We start from the raw sequence: 21,155 nt of genomic DNA, 5'->3' as shown, positions 1-21,155 counted from the left end.
TTGCAAAAATCGTAGATTGTTAAAGATCAGAGAGAGGGAGATGCATCTAAATTCGTGACTATTTTTATGCTTGTGCAAAATAAATTCACAATAAACCACCAGTAAACAATAGCTTTACACTACTCTGATGGTTCTGACATTTTCCTACCAGAAACCGATTTTATTGACAGGACGATATCATTCCCTTGCGTTGTTATGACGTAAATTTCATAAGTGAAGCTAACATTAGTGACATACATAATCTTGATTGAAAGAGGGATAAAATGAAAAAGACAATGTTGGCTGTAACGACAGCGGTGATTATTCTTGCAGGCTGCCAAGACGAAAAACCGGCAGAGATGACTGCAGTAGAAACGCCTCAAACGGAAGAGGTACAAGTCGCGGAAACTACTGACGCAATGCCAGCGCCTGAAGAGCAAGCAGTGGAAGAACAAGGCATTTCACCAGAAACGTTTGTCGACAATGAACACAATGCCAGCAACGCACTGGATTGGAATGGCACTTACCAAGGTACCCTACCATGTGCAGATTGTTCTGGCATTGATCTCAGCATCACTCTGAACCAAGACGGTACATACGTACTTGAGCAAAGCTACCAAGGCAAAGAAGATGGCCAATTCAAGTCAGAAGGTCAATTCAGCTGGGATGAGAGCGGCAGCACGGTAACACTAACCAACGAAGACGCGCCGAACCAGTACTTCGTAGGCGAAAACATGCTAATGAAACTAGACATGAACGGTGAGAAAGTACCGGGTGAACTTGCTTCTAACTACAACTTAATCAAACAACAGTAACAACGACGTTTTTTGATCAATCCTCAAAGCCGAGCACCCCGCTCGGCTTTTTCAATTGTATTTACTGGAGCTAAAACCTCTCATACCTAAGTAAGAAAGTGGTCATGCTTAATTATAGTGAACCAGAAAACAGGCATCGAACACAAACACGCACCGTATGTTTATAAGAACGCATCCATGGGGCTTCGATTTGCCATCCATGGCAAATAGAGTTTGTTTATCGAACCCTGTTTCCTGACCAGTTAATTTTCCGGATTTGTATCATTCTCGAACCATCTCAACATAGCCAGCCACCACTTCCTTACAAACATTGTTGCTTCAACCAGTTAGTTAACTTGATAATCTCAGCTTGCTGAGCTCGACTCTTCTTATGCACAAAGTAAAAACTGTCGCCGGTATCTAAGCCATGAGACGGAATGTAGACCAGATCTTGCGCCATATCGCGCTCATTGAGCATAAAGTCGTTCGCGAACGCAATTCCTTGGTCATAACGCGCCGCCTCTATTGCCAGCAACATATGGCTAAAATGCTGGATATCCACATTAGCAGGTAAGGAGAACCCACCAGCAGCGCACCACTCTGCCCAATCCTTTCCACGCTCGCGATAGATAGAATCGGTTGAAAGCAATGGATATTGCCAAAGCGCCTCTGGCATGGGTTTATCTTGCATCTCTTTCCATACTTTATGGCTGCAAACCGGATATAAAATGTCTTGATATAGATGAACAGACATATAGTTTCGCTTTGGCTTTTGTACCGTAATAAAACAATCTCCGACACTGTCCGTCTGATCTGGATCGCTCGCCACCATATTAAGCGTGAGCTCAATTTCTGGATGTAAGCGCTTAAAATCGGACAAGCGCGGTATCAGCCATTTCACCGCCAGCGAGCTATAAATCGCCAGCCTAATACTGCCCTTTTCACCTTCGCGTACCTTCTGACTTGCCATCGCAATTGCGCTAATCGCAGGGCTAATATCATCCAGATAGAGTGCGCCAGTATCAGACAAAGAGAGCTTTCTACCCTGGCGAATAAAGAGTGACTCCCCCAGATAATCCTCAAGTAAACGAATCTGATGACTCACGGCACTTTGCGTCACATTGAGCTCTTCTGCGGCAAGCGAAAAACTCAAATTTCGCGCTACTGATTCGAAGCAGTGAACCGCTCTTAGAGGTGGCAATTTCATTATCTAAAAATCTCATACTTAAACTAATAAATATCACTTCCCTTCATCCTATGTCATCACCTACTCTTGCGCAAAGAATGAGGAGATAAAAAGTGAAAGTGACATCTGTCGGAGCAGCCATGCTGCTATTAATTTTTGGCAACCTAATTGCGATTATCTCAGATGCTTTGATTAAAAGTATCGGTAATGAGGTGCCTGTGTTTCAGTTCGTCCTATTTCGACAAGTTTCTGCTGTACTTTTTCTGTTACCTTTTTGCTTGTTTAATCGACCGGACCAATTTATGCAAGGGTTTAAGTGGCACGCTATTCGTGCTCATGTCTGGCTACTTGGCGCAATATTCATGGTCTTTGCGATCTCATCGTTACCGCTGGCAACGGCGAACGCTATTTTCTACGCAGCTCCTCTTATGATGCTGCCAATTGCCGCACTATTTTTCAAAGAGCAGCTTTCGAAACAATCTGTCGCTGCTGCGATAATGGGGTTTCTTGGCGTGTTAGTGATCATTCGTCCTGATCAGATCGAGTGGGCAGCGATTTCAGCGTTTGTCGTCGCAGTATGTATAGCGGTCAATAACTTACTCATTCGCAAAGTACCAAGAGAACAGTCGGTAATGCACACTTTGCTGATGACCAATCTAGCGGGTATTCCAGTCGCGTTGTTGTTGGTCTTTATCGAGGCGAAGCCTTGGGATTGGAGCGCTTTCCCTATCGCTGCGGGTTCCAGCCTGTTCATAATGATATATGCGGCAACTTGTGTACTTGCGTATCGTTCGATAGAGAGTAATAAGATTGCCAGCGCAGAGTATAGTGGCTTGATTGGCGCAGCCGTGATTGGCTTTATTTGGTTTGACGAAGTGCCGGATATTTTCATGGCCATCGGCACGGTCATGATAATAGTGCCGTTAATTTGGCTTTCGAAGCGCGAACGTCGAATTCGAAAACAACAAGCTCAAATTCAAGTCCATCAGGAACAGCAACAGGCCCAAGTTTCCTGATATCAAATAGACAAAAACCCCTTTGCCCAAAAGACAAAGGGGTTTTTATTTATGTTTAGCTTAACGCCTAATTACTGTGGCAGAACGACATTACCATCTTGGATTGGGAAGCTTTTCGTCGCTGGCTTACTTGCTAGACGAACCGTTGTTGGCGTACCTGCAACTTCATAGGTGACGTCATAGCCCACCACTTTTTCTGACGTGGTATATTCGGTGTGACATTGCTGCTTTGTCGTCGTAACCACATCGCCTTTTTGCACATTTTCCTGGATCTTACGACCAGTTAATGCGCCAGCAATCGTGCCTGCTGCGGTTGCAATGATTTTACCTGAGCCACCACCAATCTGGTTACCGAGAGCCGCTCCCGCCGCAGCGCCACCAACGGTGCCAAGAATTTTATTGTCATCGGTAGGTGCAACTTGCTGCGTCACCACGACATCCTTACATACTTGATGCGGGTTCTTTACTGTTTCTGTCACTGCTTCAATCAATGTGATATTGGCTTGAGTCGGAGCCGGCGGTGTCTTCTCCTTATTACAGCCTGCTAATACAGCAACAACCACGGCCGCAATTGCAATAGATTTAGTATTCATGGTTTACATCCCAGCATAGTTTATTCTATGTCCGGTATAGTAAGTCGGAAGCACAAATACACATCAAGCGAACATGAGCACCCTGTCATTAGAACGTTAAAAAACAGCGTTTTTTAAAAATGGCGTAAAGAAATAACTAACGGCATGTCAATTGAGCCGACATTGCATCAACGACACCTATCACTGATGCAATCCCATTAAGCGAAACTGATTGATACTGAGGTTCAGGCTAAACTGAGGAACAGTTCATCGTCTGATAAGTATTTATGCCGGTGACTCATACTACGCAGGTGCATAAACATAAAATCGGGAAATCCCGGGGCAATAATGTTGTTTGGTTCCCAACACAAACCACCAACAAAAATGTAGCGGCCTTGTTTTTCATCATCATGGAGCGGGTTATTGATAGGCGAAGACAGCTCTGCACGACAGCCTTCAACTACGCACACGATTTGTCCTTTGAACAGGCCGATTACCCGTCTCACCAAGTTGGCTTTGATCCCACATTTCCAAGCCTGACGAGTTGCCATTTCATAGCCGTATTTTCTTATTGCTTTCTTCTGCAAATGTACAACTAAATTCATTTTTTACTCCTGATTCAAGCTATTACGTTGAAGCCCAAAGTCATCAAGAAGCAGTAAGACACACAGTTAAGCGAACTCGCTGTGGGTAACGTTGGGTAAAGATACTATAACGAAATCACCCTCTACGTTAGCCTAACTAATTTTTGTCGACACGATAGAAGGTGATTATCAAGGAGAGGTATAGATTGGAAATTAGGCATCAATCAAATAGTTTTGCCCTTCATTCTCTAAGCGATCAATGAGATCACGGCACTCATCTAAATCTAAAGGCTGTTCAAAGCGGCGCTTTAGATTCATCAAAAAGAAAATGTCTTCACACATCGCTTTTTCTGGTTCGTCACTAATTTTTGCGACAGGCGAATCGTTGCAGGAGACCATTTTAATCACCATGGATAAAGGCTTATAAGCCGTGCCTTTATCATTAATATATTCGCCCATGTCGTTTGCCAGGAAAGTACCAATGCCGAAGCTAACCTGAACTCGACCCTGAAAGTGCTCACAAATGTCTAACGCTTGTTCAAAGTTCAATCCATCGGTAAACACCAGAGTCTTGGTCATCGGGTCAATATTCAACGATTCATAATGCTGAATCATTTTTTCGCCCCAAGCGAATGGGCAGCCACTGTCATGACGCACACCAAAGTAGGCATTACTGAGCTCTTCATCAAAGTCTTTAAGGAAAGCATCAATACCGATCGTATCCGTCAGTGCAATGCCTAACGTACCATTAAACATCTTTTGCCAGCGTTGCAAAGCAATTTTTTGTGAGTCACGGACATTCACTAACGCCTGATGCCCCATGAACCACTCATGAGCCACCGTACCGATCGGTGTGAGGTTCATTTTGCGCGCTAAATGGTAATTGCTGGTACCTGTCAGGCAATCTGGCAACTCCTGACATAAATACTCCAACATGGTTTTCTGGGCTTTAAAAGAAAAACGCCGACGTGTCGACATATCAGAAAACTTAAAGCTGGTGATGTTTCGACGCTTCAGCTCGGATTTAAGATAACGTACTTTCTCTTCCAACACTGTTTGAAATTGCTGGAAAGAAATATCCGACCAACGCAGACGACTACGCACTTCAGAAACGATACTCATGATGATGGTTTCGTACAAAATGGTCTCTTTCCACAACCCACTGATCGTGATACGTAATTGGCTGGAACCATCTGGCATCGTTTTATTGTGCAACGACACATCATTTTGTGGATTAAAACGGAAATGGCGTAATGCATCGACAAATTCGGGCTTGAGATACGGAGCGACACTTTTCATGTACTTGATTTCATCGTCTGTAAAGCGAAGGTCTTGAAGCTTAAGGATTTCTGCTTCTACAACAGGCAATAAATCAGACAGATCTTCTTCACTACGCACGATAAATTTGTATGACACCATCGCATCAGGATACAGAGCGGCAACAGCGCTCATCATGTTCACTTTGTAGACATCAAAGTCCAAAGCACTTTGGATGATGCGAGAAGAAAATAGATTGGTTGTCATTCGGTGCCCTTCCACATACCCTTCCCTGAGTATATAACTTTTTGTTACTAACTAATTTGCCTAAACAATAAACACCCATCTATAGTTTGTCAACTTTTGTTACTAACCACTCTTTTTTATAAGGTTTTTATCTTTAAAAAACGGATACCAATTGTGAATAACTCAAAAAATCGTTAATTCTATACCCAAATTGAACCTTTAAAAGACAAAAAGTGGTTACGAACAAATCGTTACTTACCCATTGAATGAACAGTTATTATGCGCTAGATTACTTACAACTTATTATTAGGACCTAACCATGATCGTAACTGTCGACATTATTCCATTCAGGCTCTCTGGCTGTGCCAATAAAGGATTGGAAGTGTTGCTGATTAAGCGTTCAAATCCGAACCGCCCATACCATGGCGTTTGGGCACTGCCGGGGGGATTTGTCTTTGATAAAGATTTGACCCATGAAGGCGGGCGTCCAGCGGATGAAAATTTCGAAGCGGCACGTCGCCGTATTTGCCGAGAAAAAATCCATACTTACCCTCGTCATTTCAGTGAAGCGTTTATTGATGGTGATCCGAAGCGAGATCCAGACGACTGGAGTTTAAATATCACCCACTATGCCTTAGTGGATCGCAATAATGTCGAGCAAATCAACAACGCAGGCGTTCCAGAATGTCACCTAAAGTGGTTCCCGCTGCAGGCCATCTTAGATGGTGAGGAAACTCTGGCTTTTGACCATCAGAATACCATCGAAAAAGCCTGGCAAAAGTTGCGCGCTTCTATCGAATACACGTCCGTGCTTCTGTTCGCGTTAGACAAAGAGTTTTTGGTTGCCGACATCATTTCTGCTTATCAGGAGTTTGGAATCGACATCAGCCGCATGACCATCAAGCGCCGTTTGATCGACTCAGGCGTACTGAAACCAACCAACAAAGTCGCTTCCACCAACAAAGGTAAAGGTGGTAAACCAGCCATGGTGTACACACTCACTAGCGACGAAGTCACTTTTTTCCAAAACTGTTTGCGTGGATAAGCGCAGGCAACCAGACAGACAAGGAGTCTGCTATGACTGTTCGAGTAAACTATCAAACCACTGCGGTATTCGATGTGGATCCTGAAAAAGGGTTCAGTGAGCTTTGCCCTGACGAACTACCCGTAGCAGGCGCCATTGAAATAGTACCGGAACTACTTAAAAACCACGCAAAAGGTCGTTTAAAACTGGTGAGTCGCGACTTACACCCGCCTAAAGCCGCTTGGGACGCAGAAACGCCAGCCAATATGTTAGAGCCTGTTGGTTTGCCAAACGTCGACGTGAAATGGAATCGTCACTGCGTACTAGGTACAACCGGTGTTGAACTGTTAGACGGATTGCCACCTATTCTGGAGTATGATTTTCAGGTCAATAAAGGTATGGATCCAGACGCGCACCCATACGGCGTTTTCTTTCATGACGTTGCTGATACCAAAACGACTGGAGCGAATGAGTTCCTTAAATGTAACGACATCGATACGCTTGTTGTCGGTGGATTAGCCCTCGATTTCTGCGTAAAAAAATCGGTGATGCAGGCATTAGATCTCGGGTTTAAAGTCGTTGTAAACCTAGCTTCGACACGCGCAGTATTACCAGATACCCTTGATGATGTGATTGCTGAAATGAAACAAAACGGCGCGTTATTTGTTGACTGTGCTGATGACATTATTGTAGAGCAGTTTGCATAAGATCATCGCGATAAGGAGATCACCATGCACCAACACGAAAAATTAAATTACGTAGAGTTTGGCAGCACAGATTTGCGTGCGACAAAGCAGTTCTTTGAGCAAGTATTTGGCTGGTCATTTGTCGATTACGGTCCGGATTACAGCGCATTTTCTGGACAAGGTTTGGACGGCGGATTCTTCAAGTCTGAGCTTGTCAGTCACACCTCAAATGGCGCAGCACTGTTGGTCTTTTATAGTTCGGACATTCAGGCGACCTTGTCCAAGGTGGAACAACATGGTGGGCATATTTTGCGCCCAATCTTTGAGTTTCCCGGCGGTTGTCGATTCCACTTTACTGAACCAAGTGGCAATGAGTTTGCGGTTTGGTCAGAAAGTCACTAATTCGACCGCCAGAAACATTCGCTTGTGGTCTGATTAGCAAGTCGCGCCTTGCACTTGACTCTGATGCCACGACATAATGCGCCAAACTTTTAAGTGAACAGATTTATGCAAGAGATTTACTTTGCGGGCGGCTGCCTGTGGGGCGTACAGGAATTTATGCGCCACCTTCCCGGCGTGATTGCAACCGAAGCGGGTCGCGCAAACGGCACAACACATTCCACTGCCACAGACTACGACGGTTATGCGGAATGTGTACGCACTCAATTCGACCCTTCGCTAGTTTCACTAGAAGAACTAATGGGTTACTTCTTTGAAATCATCGACCCTTACAGCGTCAATAAACAAGGTGAGGACGTCGGTGAAAAATACCGAACGGGTGTGTATAGCCAAAACCCTCAACACCTCGACAGAGTAAGAAGCTACATCGCAAATAGAGAAGATGCCGCCAAGATCGTGGTCGAAGTATGTGAGTTAACCAACTACGTGCCAAGTGATGACGAACACCAAGACAGGCTAACTCGCTTCCCGGATGATTACTGCCATATTCCTCTGGACTTATTACATAAATATAAGAACCGCTAACAGCCAGTATTCGCTGAATATTGTTCAGTCGGACTTAAAAAACAAAGGGAGCACAAGGCTCCCTTTTGGTTATTTACAATAGTGACTGCTTAGCAAAACTTAACGAGCTGCTTCTGCTTCCAATTCCTGTTCCGCCACTGACAACATTGCAAACTCTTCTTCTGCTGAAGTCGCAACCAGTTTGTTGCGGCTGTAGAGTCCGTAATACGCTCCACCGATAACGAACAGTCCCATGGTCATAAAGAACGCTGAAGGATCAAATGCATAAACGCCAGTCATCGCGATTAAAGAAAGCACCAATGAGATACTTGAAGTAACAATACCACCTGGTGTTTTGTATGGGCGATGTAGCTCAGGTTGCTTGATACGTAGCAAGATGTGGCTTAGTGACATCAAAGCGTACGATACGGTTGCGCCAACAACAGCCATTGCCAGAATCAAATCACCTTCACCAGTTAGAGAAACTAAGAACCCAAACACACCCGGTACGAAAAGCGCTCGCGAAGGTACTTTTTTCTCTGTGGTTAGAGACAAGCTTTGTGGCAGGTAGCCTGCACGAGAAAGCGCGAATACCAAACGGCTGTACCCGTAAATGATTGAGAAGAAAGACGCAATCAGACCTGCTAATCCAAGAATATTGACGGCCGTTGCAAGCGTCGGATTGCCAGTTAGTTTCAGTGCATCAACCAATGGTACTGCGCTATCACCGATAACTTGTGAACCTACTGCACCCGCTAATAGCACAACCACAAGAGTCGCTGTAAGTAGGAGGAACAACATTGCACCGATAATGCCTTTTGGCACGTCTTTCGCCGGGTTTTTCGCTTCTTCTGCCGCTAAAGGAACCCCTTCAACCGCGAGGAATAGCCACATCGCAAACGGCAGTGCAGCCCAAACACCATACCAACCAAATGGTAACGCTTCTGTTGCCTGAGCAGTTGCTGGAGCAATATCAAACAGGTTATTGATGTCGAAGTCGCCTATCAGTACACCTGCGGTCGCCAAAATGGCCAACACCGCTAATCCACTAATAACCATCATGACCTTTAACGCTTCACCCACACCAGCCATGTGAATTCCGATAAAGACGGCATAAAAAAGTGCGTAGACAACAGGACCATCAATACCAATCAATTCATTCACCGCTGAACCAATGAATATCACAATCGCAGCAGGCGCGAGCGCGTACTCAATAAGTACAGATAAACCAGTGAAAAAGCCGCCCGTCGGTCCCATTGCCTGACGCGCAAAGCTATAGCCACCACCAGCAGCCGGAATCGCTGCCGACATTTCCGCCAGTGATAAAACCAGCGTTAGGTACATCACCGCCATTGCAATCGCTGCGATAAGGAAACCACCCCAGCCTGCCTGAGCGATACCAAAGTTCCATCCGGCAAAGTCCCCGGAGATAACATACGATACGCCCAGCCCCGCAAGCAGAATCCAGCCTGCGGTCCCTCTTTTTAACTGTCTTTTGGCCAGATATTCCTGATGATTAGACATAGTAAATCCCTCTACATTTTAGAAATTAAGAAATTGTTGTTGTGCTTATCTTCGAGGTCGCCACCACTCTCTTCGTCAATGGCAGAACGGTCCTTTAAGTTCACGCCTGAGAGTTGGAGTCTTCGAGCCTCTTTAAGCAAATAGAATGCACGCTGACAGGCATCGTCATAGTTGAGCCCTTCAGGTCGCACGTTAGAAATACAGTTTCGGTCGGAATCCTTCGAGCCGCGCTTTGCGCCCCAAGTGAGGTACATGCCCATACTGTCTGGAGAAGTGAGTCCCGGCCTTTCGCCGATAAGAACCAACACGGCTTTGGCATTAAAACACTCGCCGACATCATCACCGACCGCAACTCGCCCCTGCTTCACGACAGCAATAGGCGCTAAATTCCATTGGTGTTCTTCGTCGCCACTCAATAGAGAGACTAAACGGCTGATAATAGGTACGGCATGGTTCTGGATCGCAACAGAAGAGAGCCCATCGGCGATAACGATCGCTAAATCGAGCTCGGCATTGTGTTCCTTGTCAATGGCTTCAAGCTTGTTCCAAGAAGCTTCATCAAGCTGGCGGCCTAGATCTGGTCGCTGCAAATACATGAATCGGTCGGTGACTTTGCTTGTCACCACGACTGGCGGCTCAAGTGTTTGTTTAAGAATCGAGTACGAGTCGGATAGCTGGGCGACCAGAGAGTCTACATTCAGAGTACAATGCACAGCGTCCATCGCTTGCGCGTGATCAAGCTGAAAAGAGAGCAACTCATCCGTTGGAACACTGTTGCCACTACGACCTAATGCGATGCGCGCAGAAGTAAACTCACGTAACTTATCCCAAGGATTTCGTGTCACCACTTTTTCTGTTACGCCATCAGAGATAGAAACCACTTTACCCATGAGAGCGCCCCTTATTCAGCTGTGAAATTGCTCCGGCAAACGAATTAGAAATGCGATCGTTTAAGCGCACCTCATTGACGTCTTCGAAAATTTGCATATCAGTAAGCCACTGTTCAAACTCAGGTGCAGGCTTTAACCCCAACACTTTCCTTGCGTATAACGCGTCGTGGAATGAAGTGGTTTGGTAGTTGAGCATGATGTCATCAGAGCCTGGAATGCCCATGATGAAAGAACACTCGGCGACGCCCAACAGCGTAAGCAGGTTATCCATGTCATTTTGATCAGCATAAGCATGGTTGGTGTAGCAGATATCGCAGCCCATCGGCAGACCAAGAAGCTTGCCACAGAAGTGATCTTCCAGACCGGCACGAATGATCTGTTTGCCATCAAACAAGTATTCAGGCCCGATAAAACCAACCACAGTGTTTACCAACAAAGGATCAAACTGCCTTGCTACCGCATACGCACGAGTTTCACAGGTTTGCTGATCGACACCGTGAAAAGCATTTGCTGACAAAGCCGTGCCCTGTCCGGTTTCGAAATACATTACGTTGTTGCCGACCGTGCCTCGGTTTAGTGAAAGCGCTGCTTCGTGCGCTTCTTTTAATACCGCTAAGTTGATACCAAACGTGTCGTTGGTGCCTTGTGTGCCACCGATAGACTGAAAAACCAGATCGACAGGTGCACCCATCTCGATCGCCTCGATGGTGTTGGTCACATGGGTCAGAACACAAGATTGGGTAGGAATTTGATAGTGCTGAATTACCTCATCCATCAACTTCATTAATTTCACTGCCTGAGGTACGTTGTCAGTTGCCGGGTTGATGCCAATTACTGCATCACCGTTGCCATACATCAGACCATCAAAGATCGTCGCGGCTATGCCATTAAGAGAGTCGGTCGGATGGTTAGGCTGCAAACGTGTGGATAAGCGGCTTGGTAAGCCAATCGTATTACGGAAAGCCGTCACGACCTGACACTTTTTCGCGACCAGAATCAGGTCTTGATTACGCATGATCTTGCTGACCGCCGCCACCATTTCAGGGGTTAGACCGGGACGAACCTTGGCTAATGTGACACTGTCCGCTTGCTCGCTCAACAACCAGTTGCGAAAGTCACCTACCGTCAGGTGCTCTATCGGTTGAAAGGCTTCACGGTCATGCGTATCAATAATTAAGCGCGTGATTTCATCGCTTTCATACGGGATCACGACTTCGTTTAGAAAAGTTTTTAGAGGCAGCTCGGATAACGTCATTTGCGCCACGACGCGCTCTGCGGCTGACTCGGCACATACTCCGGCCAGCGCATCACCAGATCGCTCCGGCGTAGCTTTCGCCATCAAGTCTGCCAATGACTCAAAGGTATACACCTTACTTCCCTGTTGCCGACGATAACTAACCGTCATATTTAATCCTCCTTGCTACTTAGCTCTCTTTTTGGTGAACTATCAATAAGCGTTTAGAACAGTATTGCCAAATGTATTCCAGAGCGTTATCAAAAATCGGCAATACTAAAAATTAACCGGTAAACAATTGGTTAATTTCTATTTGCTCTAAAATGACACACAGAATGGACATTGGAAGAAAGTATGATCAAGGATGGATCACCTAATGTTGCACCAAATTTATGCACCAACCCCACAAAAGATGCCAACCAACAAGCAGCAAGCCTTGTCAATTGGCAGCAGGAATATGACCAAATCAGCAATGGCCGCTTCCTAGGGCAAATCAGAGAGCGACGATTCAACACTGTGCATGTATTTCGTGAAGACAGTAACCGTGCACTGAGACAGCAATGCCGTATCGAGGAAGGTGGGGTTTGGCTGGGGATAAGCGTTGAAGATAAAGCGTTGCATATCAATCATTCACAACTTGATGCTGATAAGCTTTTACTTCGCCAAGGGGGAGTAGACTTCGAGTTAATTACGCCAGAAGCATTTTCGATTTATGGCATGGTGCTAAAGCAAGATTTTGTTCAGCAGCTTAAAGAGCAACTCGAGCTTGACGATGTTAAAGGGCAAGAGCTCTACTTGTCTGGCTTAAGCGAGCGTCACATTCAACAACTCAAATATTACTTGGGCATATTACTTGATCCCAACCAGGCTCGATGGTCGTGCGAAACGCATCAAACGGTCGTTAAAGATGTCCTGATGGAACTATTTTCGTTAAGTTCGCAGCAAGAAGCCGCGCCAAAAGCATCCTCTCAGCGACAAGTTGTGATGAACCGCATTCGACAATATTTGCAAAATCAGGATTACAGAACCCCAATTACCGTAAGTGAACTGTGTGAGGCTGTACATGTGAGCCGTCGAACGTTGCAATATACATTTGAAGCGTGCTGCGATACTTCTCCAAAACAATTTATTCATCGAATGCGACTGAATCAGATACGCCGTATACTGCAAAACCCTCTAGAAACTCGAAACATCGCAGAGATAGCCTTTGACTTTGGCTTTTTCCATCTCGGACAGTTCGGCCAAAGTTACAAGCAACTGTTTGGTGAAACGCCCTCGGAAACAAGGCAATGCCTCTGATGAAATGAGATTTTTCAGAAGTAAGTAACTACTTCATCTCAAGTGCTTTCGAACTATACACGCTTGTAAGGCTCAAATATTCAGGTTTTCCATTTCCTAATCCGGTGTCGAGTCAACGTATTTACTAATTTACGTCCCTAAAGTGGCATTGCCACACATTCACTATAATATCGAGACGCAGAGACATAAAATTTAGGTGGATTCTTTACACAAACGGAACTTACTCGTAGCTTAACGCGAGAAATAGGAAGGAATCCGGTAGATGGCAACGCGACCAGTGAAAACTCAAAGGATCGAAAGGTAATGAATAAGACAGTATCTCTCTTCATCGCGATAATCGCGACCAGCATGCTCACTCCAACAGCAATAGCCTCTCAACGCGCAGAGCAAGGTTGGCAACGGATAGAGCAAGGGGCAATGATCGTGGATGTGCGTACCCCTCAAGAGTTCGCACAAGGTCACTTAGACAATGCGGTTAACTTTCCGCTTTCAGAACTAGACAAACACTTTAAAGGTATCGAAAAAGATAAAAAGATTGTGCTTTATTGCCGTAGCGGCAATCGTTCAGGAAAAGCGTATCAATATTTACAGTCCCAAGGGTTCACGAATCTGCACAATGCTGGTGGACTCGAGGAACTTCAAAACGTGCGGTAGTAATAGCACTCTGAAAAACTGAGTCTACCTTACTGAACTCTGAAACAAGAAAGCCAAGCTGTAAGCTTGGCTTTTAGATATAAACATTGAGCGCTCTTGGCTCAACTAGAAAATACAGTGTTGTGTGTAGCTAGACGCTTCGTTCGCTGTCCAGTCGCCTTTTGGCTTCTCTTTCAGATCCTTACACCACTGTTCACTACCCACGCCATCTTGAAGGACGCAATGCTTAGCAAAATCCATGGCACTTTCTGTTGTCCACTCAGTTTTTGGTTTGTCTCGCATGTCATTACACCAACTCTCGGTGCCAACTTCGTCGCTACAAGCAGTTAAAGCCGCAGACGCCAACAGTAACATTACCAATTTTTTCATAAGATTTAGGTTCCAGTGTCAAAGAATGTTCTAGACAAGTAACGCCCAGATGAGGCAATCAAACATGACTGTCGAACACAACATCTTGAAGCGACTTTTGTATAAACTATAACTAAATTATCAGTCTACATGTTAAGACATCGACAATTTATCTAAAATCATTGGGCTAGCGCACACATCGTCGTGCAGCTATAAACGCTTCGCTGTAGGCAAAGAAAATAGATTAGCCGCTCCGGTACCGAAACACGCCAAACGCAATTCCAGTGCCATTTGTTCGAAATGTTCGACAACGTTTTGAGTACTTATTGTCGCGGCTTTCAGCACAGCACCCGCCTGGCCAACCAAGTTTGCGCCCAAGTGGATCGCTTTGGCAGCTTCTAGCCCGTTGTGCACACCGCCAGATGCGATTAAAGGTAACGCAGAGTATTGAGCACGAATTTGTTCAAGACAGGTAGCCGTTGGTATACCCCAGTCACGAAACAGCTCCGCTGCACGCTTCATACGGGCATTCTCCTGGCAAAAGCCTTCGACTGCACTCCAACTGGTGCCGCCAGCTCCCGCCACGTCAATGGCTTTAACACCTGCATCTACTAGCTTTTCAGCCATAGAGCCGCTAATACCAAACCCGACTTCCTTGACGATGATCGGAACATCCACTCGTGATTGCAGTTTTTCAATCGCATGAATCACACCAATCCAGTTGTGGTCGCCATTTGCCTGAAAAGCTTCTTGCATCGGGTTCACATGGACGATGAGAGCATCGGCTTGAATGGCGTCTACGGCTCGTTGAGCATTGTCCAAATTTTCTTTATCACGCAGTTGAGCCGCACCTAAATTGGAATACAACGGCACACCTTTAGCCAGATCCCGAATCGTTCGGCCTAAACCTGAGTTCAAGCTCCGTTCAAGGCTAATGCGTTGAGAGCCTACCCCCATCGCAATACCTAATTCACTTGCCGCTTCAGCCAAACGGCAATTGATTGCTTCCGCGTCTTTGGCTCCACCTGTCATCGAACTGATTAAAAATGGCAGAGCCAGCCTTCGACCCAAGAACTCGGTAGACAGGTCGATGGCGTTAAAGTCACATTCTGGCAGCGCACAGTGCTCAAATTCGACAGACTCGAAACCCGCCGTTTTATGCTTCATGTTCATCTCATGATGTAAAACAGCGTCTAGGTGTAAATCTTTTCGATTAGTTTGCGGAGCCATAATGTCACCCTAAAGTAAAACAGTCGCGCAGTATTGCGATCCTTGTCAGCAACGTCAATGCGAAATTTCTGAAATATCCGCTGCACTTCCTTTAAACCTGCCAAGGCCATTGATTTACTTTGCTTTTTACCTCACAAGTTTAGCGCATGTGAGGCCAGCAGCTTTTATAAGCTTGGATAAAAAACCAGCAAGATGCCAACCCAATAGATTCTATAACGGCTGTTGATTGCTTTCAGGCATAATCAAAGACACCACCGTGCTGGTCGTATTTGGAGCAAACTGTTCGGGATCATCACAGAAGTGAATTTTACCCTTTTCTCCCACATGAAACAGTGGAATGAGCAAATTGCTATTGTGATGCGCCAAATAATCCTGATAGGTGAAACTGTCACTTAGCTTAGTATGTTTTATTTCCGCCCCACGGCTCAATAAACTCGCCAATTGGCTGTAACTGACATTCCCGCCCATCAGCAGCCTGCCATGATATTCCTGTGCGACAGTGTGCTTTTCACTGCCATTACCGTTTGTTTTGGTTTTTTGCAGGCAATGCACTTTATCTTCGCCGAACTCATCGACAAACTGCATGCAAGCCATAATATTGAAATGTTGATCCGGCGTCAGGGCGACAACCTGGCCAATACCAATTAAGTTGAGATTATCGTCTGCGTGGCTGGATATCGGGTTTCCATAGTAATAATCCAGACCGAGCATGCGAACTTGACTGATGTATTCCCAGTTTGAGTCTGTCATGAGAACACGCCTGTCATAACGTGCTAATGCCTGACCTATTTCTCTGGCAACTCGGTTCGCACCAATCAATAAGAAACCTCTCGGCGCAGGCTCTGCGACCCCCAAGGCAACCGCGACTGGGCGAGCCGTCGCACTTTGTAGCACAACGGTTCCAATAATTACCATGAAGGTCATTGGTACAAGCAGGCTAGCACCACTGACGCCGTATTCGATTAGCTTAATAGCAAAAAGAGACGAAATAGAGGCTGCAACAATACCGCGCGGTGCAACCCAAGACAGAAACAGTTTTTCCTTGATACCTAAATTACTGCGCATCGTAGCGAGGAATATTGATAACGGACGCGAAACCAACTGCATAAAGACAAATAGCATCAAAGCGCCAGATCCCAGAGCAGTAAAATCATCCAAGCTTATGCGAGCGGCTAAAAAGATAAACAAGCCGGTAATAAGCAAAATGGTCAAGTGCTCTTTGAAGTGCAATATCTGCTGAATGTTGATCTCTTTTGCATTGGCGAGCCACATCCCCATAACGGTGACAGTAAGCAGCCCTGCTTCAGATTCTAAATGATTGGAAACCGAGAAGACACCAAGTACCACCATCAACACGGCAAACGGCTGTAAATATTCTGGTAACCATGCCCGACGCAACGCTGCTGACACCGCCGCGCCAGATGCAACGCCAAGAATGACACCAACGGCGATGATCTTGGCAAAGACTTCGACGCTATTGACCGCGCTGTGTGACACGATAAATTCGTAAACCATGACCACAAATAGCGCACCAAGCGGATCAATCAGAATCCCTTCCCAACGCAGAATATTAGCCAGAGTGCTGTTTGGTCTAACAGTTCTTAGCAGCGGCACAATCACGGTAGGCCCCGTTACGACGGTCAAGCTGCCAAACAACATTGCCAGCTCCCATGAAAAACCCAAGAAATAATGTGTCGCCACACTGGTCACGGCCCAAGAGATAATCGCGCCAAAAGAGACGATACTCCATACCGAGCCACTCACTCCGCGAATCTCTTTAAAGTTTAGCGTTAGGCTTCCTTCAAACAGAATAACGGCCACAGCCAACGAGACCAGCGGAAAGAGTAAGTTTCCTAATATCTCATCGGGCTTCAGCCACTGCATCAACGGCCCGACAACAAGGCCAGCCAAAAGCAAAAACAGGATCGCAGGCAAACGAAGTCGCCAAGCTAACCACTGACACCCTAAACCAATCACCCCAACCGCTGATAGCACCAGCGCTTCATTACCAACTTGCATCTATGGCACCTATTCTTATCGTTGTTTTAGCGTAAACACGCAAGAGACAATCTTATTGCTTGAAATTACTAATATAGTTGAGTTCACGTTTACTCCACCGTTAAACACACGAAAAATAACCAAAAAGAGAAACATAAGCCCCAAATCATCGCGCAAGCCTAAGAATTTACTGTATTTTCCGTTAAGGAGACTTACCGGCTCGCATTCGACATGTAGAATGTTCTTTCAGCGTTTCTAAAAATTTTAGGCGGAACCTAGCATCCCAACGCTCACAGGTATAGACCGTGAACTAAGCTTTAACTTGGGTGCTCAAAGTTAAGAATCCTCATGAGGCCGTTGAAAAGACCAGGATAGGGAGAAAAGCACTTGTTGACTTTATTCGCGGTGATTATGGCGTTTTTCGCCTTACTAATTACATTGAAAGCAGTAAAACGAATTTCAAATCTGGAAGACGAGATAACGCAGCTCCGCAAAGAGCTGTCGGATTTCCGCTCACGATGGTTAGATCAACAAAGCCAACCAGAAACAAGTGAATCGTCTTCCGCTCCTGCTTCTGAACCCACTACTGCGACTTCAAGCCAAACGAATGTTCACGACGCAGTACCTTCGCAACCTAAAGCAGAGCCTGATGATGCTCTAGAGTCACCAACCGTGCCGCTATTCGCGCAGCAGACTGCTCAGAAAGATATTCAGATTGCGAGCTTCGCCGAGAACGACAACAGTCATTGGGAAAACAAAACCGAAAAATTACTCTCCAGCCTCCAAGAAAACTGGCTAGTCTGGGTGGGAGCGTTGGCGATGCTTATTGGTGGCGGCTACTTGGTGCAAGTGATTGGCAGCCATATTGAGTTTTCACCCTTCGTACGTATCGCTTTTGCATTCACCTTATCTTTTGCCATGATCGCTGCGGGCGAGAGGTTTCACCGAAAAGAACAGCGCGATCCAGAACGAGCACAACGAGCCCAAGGGTTCACTTATGTTCCAGCCGCCATTACTGGAACTGGCCTGACCGGCGTTTACTGTACGGTTATTTTTGCGTTTGTTGTCTACCAGATGCTGACACCAAGCATCTCATTGCTGATCTTAGCTGTCGCCGCATTTTCCAGCCTTGCTTTGTCATTAAGGCAGGGGCCATTAATGGCCGTGTTGGGATTAATCGGCGGCTACACTGCGCCCTTATGGATAAGCGGCGCTGAACCTGATTATTTCCTGTTGGCGGGTTACATCAGCGCAATATCCATTGCGGCCACTTTGCTTATGCAGAAGGTACGCAGGGCTTGGATCTCACCGAGTAGTACCATACCGCATGCGCTTTGGATGCTCATTCTGATAGAAAGTATTCCGACAGAGAGTTTATTCTCCTGGTCTTATATTTACTTGTCGCTCACGTTGTATCTGGTTTATGCCTTGCCAAGATTAGGGTGGACACTCAACCCTCGTTATCGCCATTGCCAGAATAAATGGACAAACCCTCCAGTCATCACGTCTCTTGCAATCGTATTGCTGACCTTTTCTGCAATCACAAGAATGCCCGAACTTAACGTCTTTCAAATGGCGTATTGCTATATTTTACTTGTTGCAACTATCTGGCTACCCGCGTTACGTAAGGGTTGGTCAACGCGAGTTTTTCTGCCTTCAGTTCTGGTAGCAGCAACCGCTATCTTGGTTGTTTCGGTCGCATTTGACACGCTCTACATGTCACAGAGTGAGGGCAGTATTCTGCTTGCATTAGCATTGAGTATCATGTTTATTGCGCTAAGGAACTATATACAAGGGCTCAATGATTGCTCTTCCATAACCAGTGTCTTGTTACTCGCCCTTGCACCTTCAATGACGCTAATCGTTCTGTTTTATGCACACGAGTTTATGTACAGCTATGCCTGGTATTGGACGTTCTTTACGGCTTTAGTTGCAGTCTGCTACGTTTATTTGGGCATGCGTTTAACACGACTCGCCTACGAATGTTCCGCAGTCGTACATGCTATCGTTGCTGGCTGTTCCTTTGTTTGGCTTAGCGATACGTGGCTAACTACTGCGATTTCGGCACAAGTAGCTGTGATGGCATTACAAATACAGGCAGGTTATTTTCGCCCTGCCAGTTGGGCAGTCAAAATAATGATGGGTGCTTTGGTTGTTCGCCTGACGCTTCTGCCATTTATTCCTCAGTGGCAGCCAGTTGAAACAGGGCACTGGGCGTGGGTACTACTCAGTTATCTGCCTGCACTCGTTATTCTTGCGTATGCTCGATCCGTGCTAACCAGAGCAGATGTTGATCTCGCCAATTGGTTTGAAGGTGCATTTCTGCACGTCTTTTTGATGGCGCTTTTCACCCAAACAAACTACTGGTTAACGGGACAATATGGCTACCTTGGCCACATTGACTTTACCAGTGCCATTGTCTTCGCGAATCAGGCTTTAGTCATGGGCTTCGTATACAGTTACCGCAGCCAGTTCGCACAGCAACTCACTTACGTCTACCAAGCATACAGTTACTTGCTTTGGAGCATATTTGCTTTAATGACTTTATTACTCAATACGATTGAATCGCCATTAAACGTTGATAACGTATCCGCTCAAGCCATTCCTCTTTTCAATATGTTGAGTTTAGGCTGGCTGCTACCAGCATGTATTCTAACTGCTGCGGTATTTAGGAAGTGGAACACATTACGAATTCACCGTCATGTTATCTCAGGAATCGGGTTTACACTTGCAGCTATCTGGCTGGGTATGTCTATCCGACAGTTCTGGCAAACAAATTCTATGACTTTATATCAATCGACCAGCATGGCTGAGTTATTCAGTTATTCGGTCGCAGGATTGCTTGTTGGAGGATTACTAACATGGGCTGGTGTGATTCGAAAATCAATGAACATGCAACGTATTGGTCTCATCATCCTGGCTTGCGTTGCGTTAAAAGTGTTCCTGTGGGATGTTCGTTCTCTGGATGGCTTCTGGCGTGCTATTAGCTTCCTGGGCTTGGGCGCATCTTTAATTGCGCTTGGGTGGTTGTTCCAGAAATTTCACCGTTCCGTCTCCCACCCTTCCGAGTCTTAACTAAATCCGAGATTCCAGACGAGCCCAACAAGCCGTCTGTGATCTCTTTTTCTGGTCAAGTCTTACTGATCCCCAACAGCTACCGTACGCTCACGGATCTTGATATTAACTTGAAGCACCAAACGTCTTGCATCGGCTTTTGAATCGTACCAACACCTTTTGCCACTCATTCACGCCTATAGACTCGTTGGATTAATTAAACTGAAATACAGAGATCACTTGCGAGATAAATGTCAGGATAAAGTTAAAAACATAAAAATCTCGTATCCTAAATTAATAACTCGTGATCTCGATGCAGGCGTGTTTACCAAAGTTAAGGTATTGTATCTCAAAGATAAGAAAGAGCAGTGGTTTACTGATAGTTCTCCAGGTTACAAATGTAATCGTATGGATACAGTTCTCATCAGTGATTAAAAACAAACGTTAGACCAAATAACCATTTACACACCCAATATAAAACGGCTATTGTTCTATTAACGTAAAAACAAATTCGAATACCGAAATGACGCTTCGCTTGCGCGTCTGGAATAGGTCCGAGTTCCGGGGGGAGCTCGGACTTTTTTATTGGGCTAACGTTATAGAGTCGCACCGACATT

Annotated in this window: 19 protein-coding genes; 9 read left to right on the top strand and 10 right to left on the bottom strand. The window is 45.7% G+C overall.

Annotated features, from left to right (window positions below; all coding sequences use genetic code 11):
- Positions 1-263: 263 nt before the first annotated feature.
- The gene (locus RXX31_RS13180) at positions 264-794 is read left to right on the top strand and encodes a copper resistance protein NlpE (RefSeq protein WP_317589910.1); all 531 of its coding nucleotides are present in this window, start codon (positions 264-266) and stop codon (positions 792-794) included.
- 301 nt (positions 795-1,095) lie between these two features.
- Here RXX31_RS13180 and RXX31_RS13175 read toward each other — a convergent pair whose 3' ends face one another.
- Positions 1,096-1,980 (bottom strand): LysR family transcriptional regulator, encoded by an 885-nt coding sequence (locus RXX31_RS13175; RefSeq protein WP_317589909.1) that lies wholly within the window; start codon positions 1,978-1,980, stop codon positions 1,096-1,098.
- 92 nt (positions 1,981-2,072) lie between these two features.
- Here RXX31_RS13175 and RXX31_RS13170 point away from each other — a divergent pair, with 92 nt between their 5' ends.
- Positions 2,073-2,975, top strand: a complete 903-nt coding sequence (locus tag RXX31_RS13170) for a DMT family transporter (RefSeq protein ID WP_317589908.1) — start codon at positions 2,073-2,075, stop codon at positions 2,973-2,975.
- A 71-nt stretch (positions 2,976-3,046) separates the two neighbouring features.
- On the opposite strand, the gene RXX31_RS13165 is transcribed toward RXX31_RS13170, so the two are convergent.
- From RXX31_RS13165 to pncB, 3 genes are all read right to left on the bottom strand, one after another.
- On the bottom strand, positions 3,047-3,568 hold the full coding sequence (locus tag RXX31_RS13165) for a glycine zipper 2TM domain-containing protein (protein WP_317589907.1): 522 nt from the start codon (positions 3,566-3,568) through the stop codon (positions 3,047-3,049).
- 224 nt (positions 3,569-3,792) lie between these two features.
- Entirely contained in the window at positions 3,793-4,152 is a 360-nt protein-coding gene (locus tag RXX31_RS13160; protein ID WP_317589906.1) for an acyl-CoA synthetase, read from the bottom strand.
- Between the two features lie 192 nt (positions 4,153-4,344).
- Positions 4,345-5,655, bottom strand: coding sequence for a nicotinate phosphoribosyltransferase (pncB, locus tag RXX31_RS13155; RefSeq protein ID WP_317589905.1), 1,311 nt, complete (start codon positions 5,653-5,655; stop codon positions 4,345-4,347).
- 298 nt (positions 5,656-5,953) lie between these two features.
- On the opposite strand from pncB, the gene RXX31_RS13150 reads away from it, so the two are divergent.
- The 4 genes from RXX31_RS13150 (at position 5,954) to RXX31_RS13135 (ending at position 8,328) form a co-directional block, all read left to right on the top strand.
- Positions 5,954-6,679 (top strand): NUDIX domain-containing protein, encoded by a 726-nt coding sequence (locus RXX31_RS13150; RefSeq protein WP_014233614.1) that lies wholly within the window; start codon positions 5,954-5,956, stop codon positions 6,677-6,679.
- 32 nt (positions 6,680-6,711) lie between these two features.
- On the top strand, positions 6,712-7,365 hold the full coding sequence (locus RXX31_RS13145; protein WP_317589904.1) for a nicotinamidase: 654 nt from the start codon (positions 6,712-6,714) through the stop codon (positions 7,363-7,365).
- Between the two features lie 24 nt (positions 7,366-7,389).
- The gene (locus tag RXX31_RS13140) at positions 7,390-7,746 is read left to right on the top strand and encodes a VOC family protein (RefSeq protein WP_317589903.1); all 357 of its coding nucleotides are present in this window, start codon (positions 7,390-7,392) and stop codon (positions 7,744-7,746) included.
- Between the two features lie 105 nt (positions 7,747-7,851).
- Complete coding sequence (locus RXX31_RS13135) at positions 7,852-8,328, top strand: peptide-methionine (S)-S-oxide reductase (RefSeq protein WP_317589902.1); 477 nt, start codon at positions 7,852-7,854, stop codon at positions 8,326-8,328.
- Between the two features lie 99 nt (positions 8,329-8,427).
- Here the strand turns inward: RXX31_RS13135 and eat are convergent, their stop codons facing one another.
- From eat to RXX31_RS13120, 3 genes are read right to left on the bottom strand one after another with little or no spacing between them, the layout of a single operon-like run.
- Positions 8,428-9,831 carry an ethanolamine permease gene (gene eat, locus RXX31_RS13130; protein ID WP_317589900.1) on the bottom strand — a complete coding sequence of 468 codons (1,404 nt, stop codon included), beginning with the start codon at positions 9,829-9,831 and terminating at the stop codon, positions 8,428-8,430.
- Positions 9,832-9,842: 11 nt separating this feature from the next.
- Positions 9,843-10,721, bottom strand: a complete 879-nt coding sequence (gene eutC / locus RXX31_RS13125) for an ethanolamine ammonia-lyase subunit EutC (protein ID WP_317589899.1) — start codon at positions 10,719-10,721, stop codon at positions 9,843-9,845.
- Positions 10,714-12,126, bottom strand: a complete 1,413-nt coding sequence (locus RXX31_RS13120; protein WP_317589898.1) for an ethanolamine ammonia-lyase subunit EutB — start codon at positions 12,124-12,126, stop codon at positions 10,714-10,716. The genes eutC and RXX31_RS13120 overlap by 8 nt, the downstream gene beginning before the upstream one ends.
- Positions 12,127-12,309: 183 nt before the next feature.
- Between RXX31_RS13120 and RXX31_RS13115 the strand changes: the two genes are divergently transcribed.
- The gene (locus tag RXX31_RS13115; protein WP_317589897.1) at positions 12,310-13,254 is read left to right on the top strand and encodes a helix-turn-helix domain-containing protein; all 945 of its coding nucleotides are present in this window, start codon (positions 12,310-12,312) and stop codon (positions 13,252-13,254) included.
- 303 nt (positions 13,255-13,557) lie between these two features.
- Positions 13,558-13,908 (top strand): rhodanese-like domain-containing protein, encoded by a 351-nt coding sequence (locus tag RXX31_RS13110; RefSeq protein ID WP_411197983.1) that lies wholly within the window; start codon positions 13,558-13,560, stop codon positions 13,906-13,908.
- A 105-nt stretch (positions 13,909-14,013) separates the two neighbouring features.
- Here RXX31_RS13110 and RXX31_RS13105 read toward each other — a convergent pair whose 3' ends face one another.
- The 3 genes from RXX31_RS13105 to RXX31_RS13095 all read right to left on the bottom strand — a co-directional run bounded on the left by RXX31_RS13105 (position 14,014) and on the right by RXX31_RS13095 (position 17,505).
- Positions 14,014-14,277: a DUF3012 domain-containing protein gene (locus RXX31_RS13105; RefSeq protein ID WP_317589896.1), complete on the bottom strand. Its 264-nt coding sequence runs from the start codon at positions 14,275-14,277 to the stop codon at positions 14,014-14,016.
- Positions 14,278-14,466: 189 nt separating this feature from the next.
- A complete protein-coding gene (gene fni / locus RXX31_RS13100) occupies positions 14,467-15,486 on the bottom strand; it encodes a type 2 isopentenyl-diphosphate Delta-isomerase (RefSeq protein ID WP_317589895.1) in 1,020 nt (339 codons plus the stop codon).
- 210 nt (positions 15,487-15,696) lie between these two features.
- A complete protein-coding gene (locus tag RXX31_RS13095) occupies positions 15,697-17,505 on the bottom strand; it encodes a sodium:proton antiporter (protein WP_317589894.1) in 1,809 nt (602 codons plus the stop codon).
- Between the two features lie 366 nt (positions 17,506-17,871).
- On the opposite strand from RXX31_RS13095, the gene RXX31_RS13090 reads away from it, so the two are divergent.
- Positions 17,872-20,559, top strand: coding sequence for a DUF2339 domain-containing protein (locus RXX31_RS13090; protein ID WP_317589893.1), 2,688 nt, complete (start codon positions 17,872-17,874; stop codon positions 20,557-20,559).
- Positions 20,560-21,155 lie beyond the last annotated feature (596 nt).

Source organism: Vibrio sp. EA2, from assembly GCF_033042495.1.
Lineage (GTDB): Bacteria > Pseudomonadota > Gammaproteobacteria > Enterobacterales > Vibrionaceae > Vibrio.
Note: the sequence above shows the minus strand (reverse complement) of the source record. Positions and strands in the feature narration are given on the sequence as shown.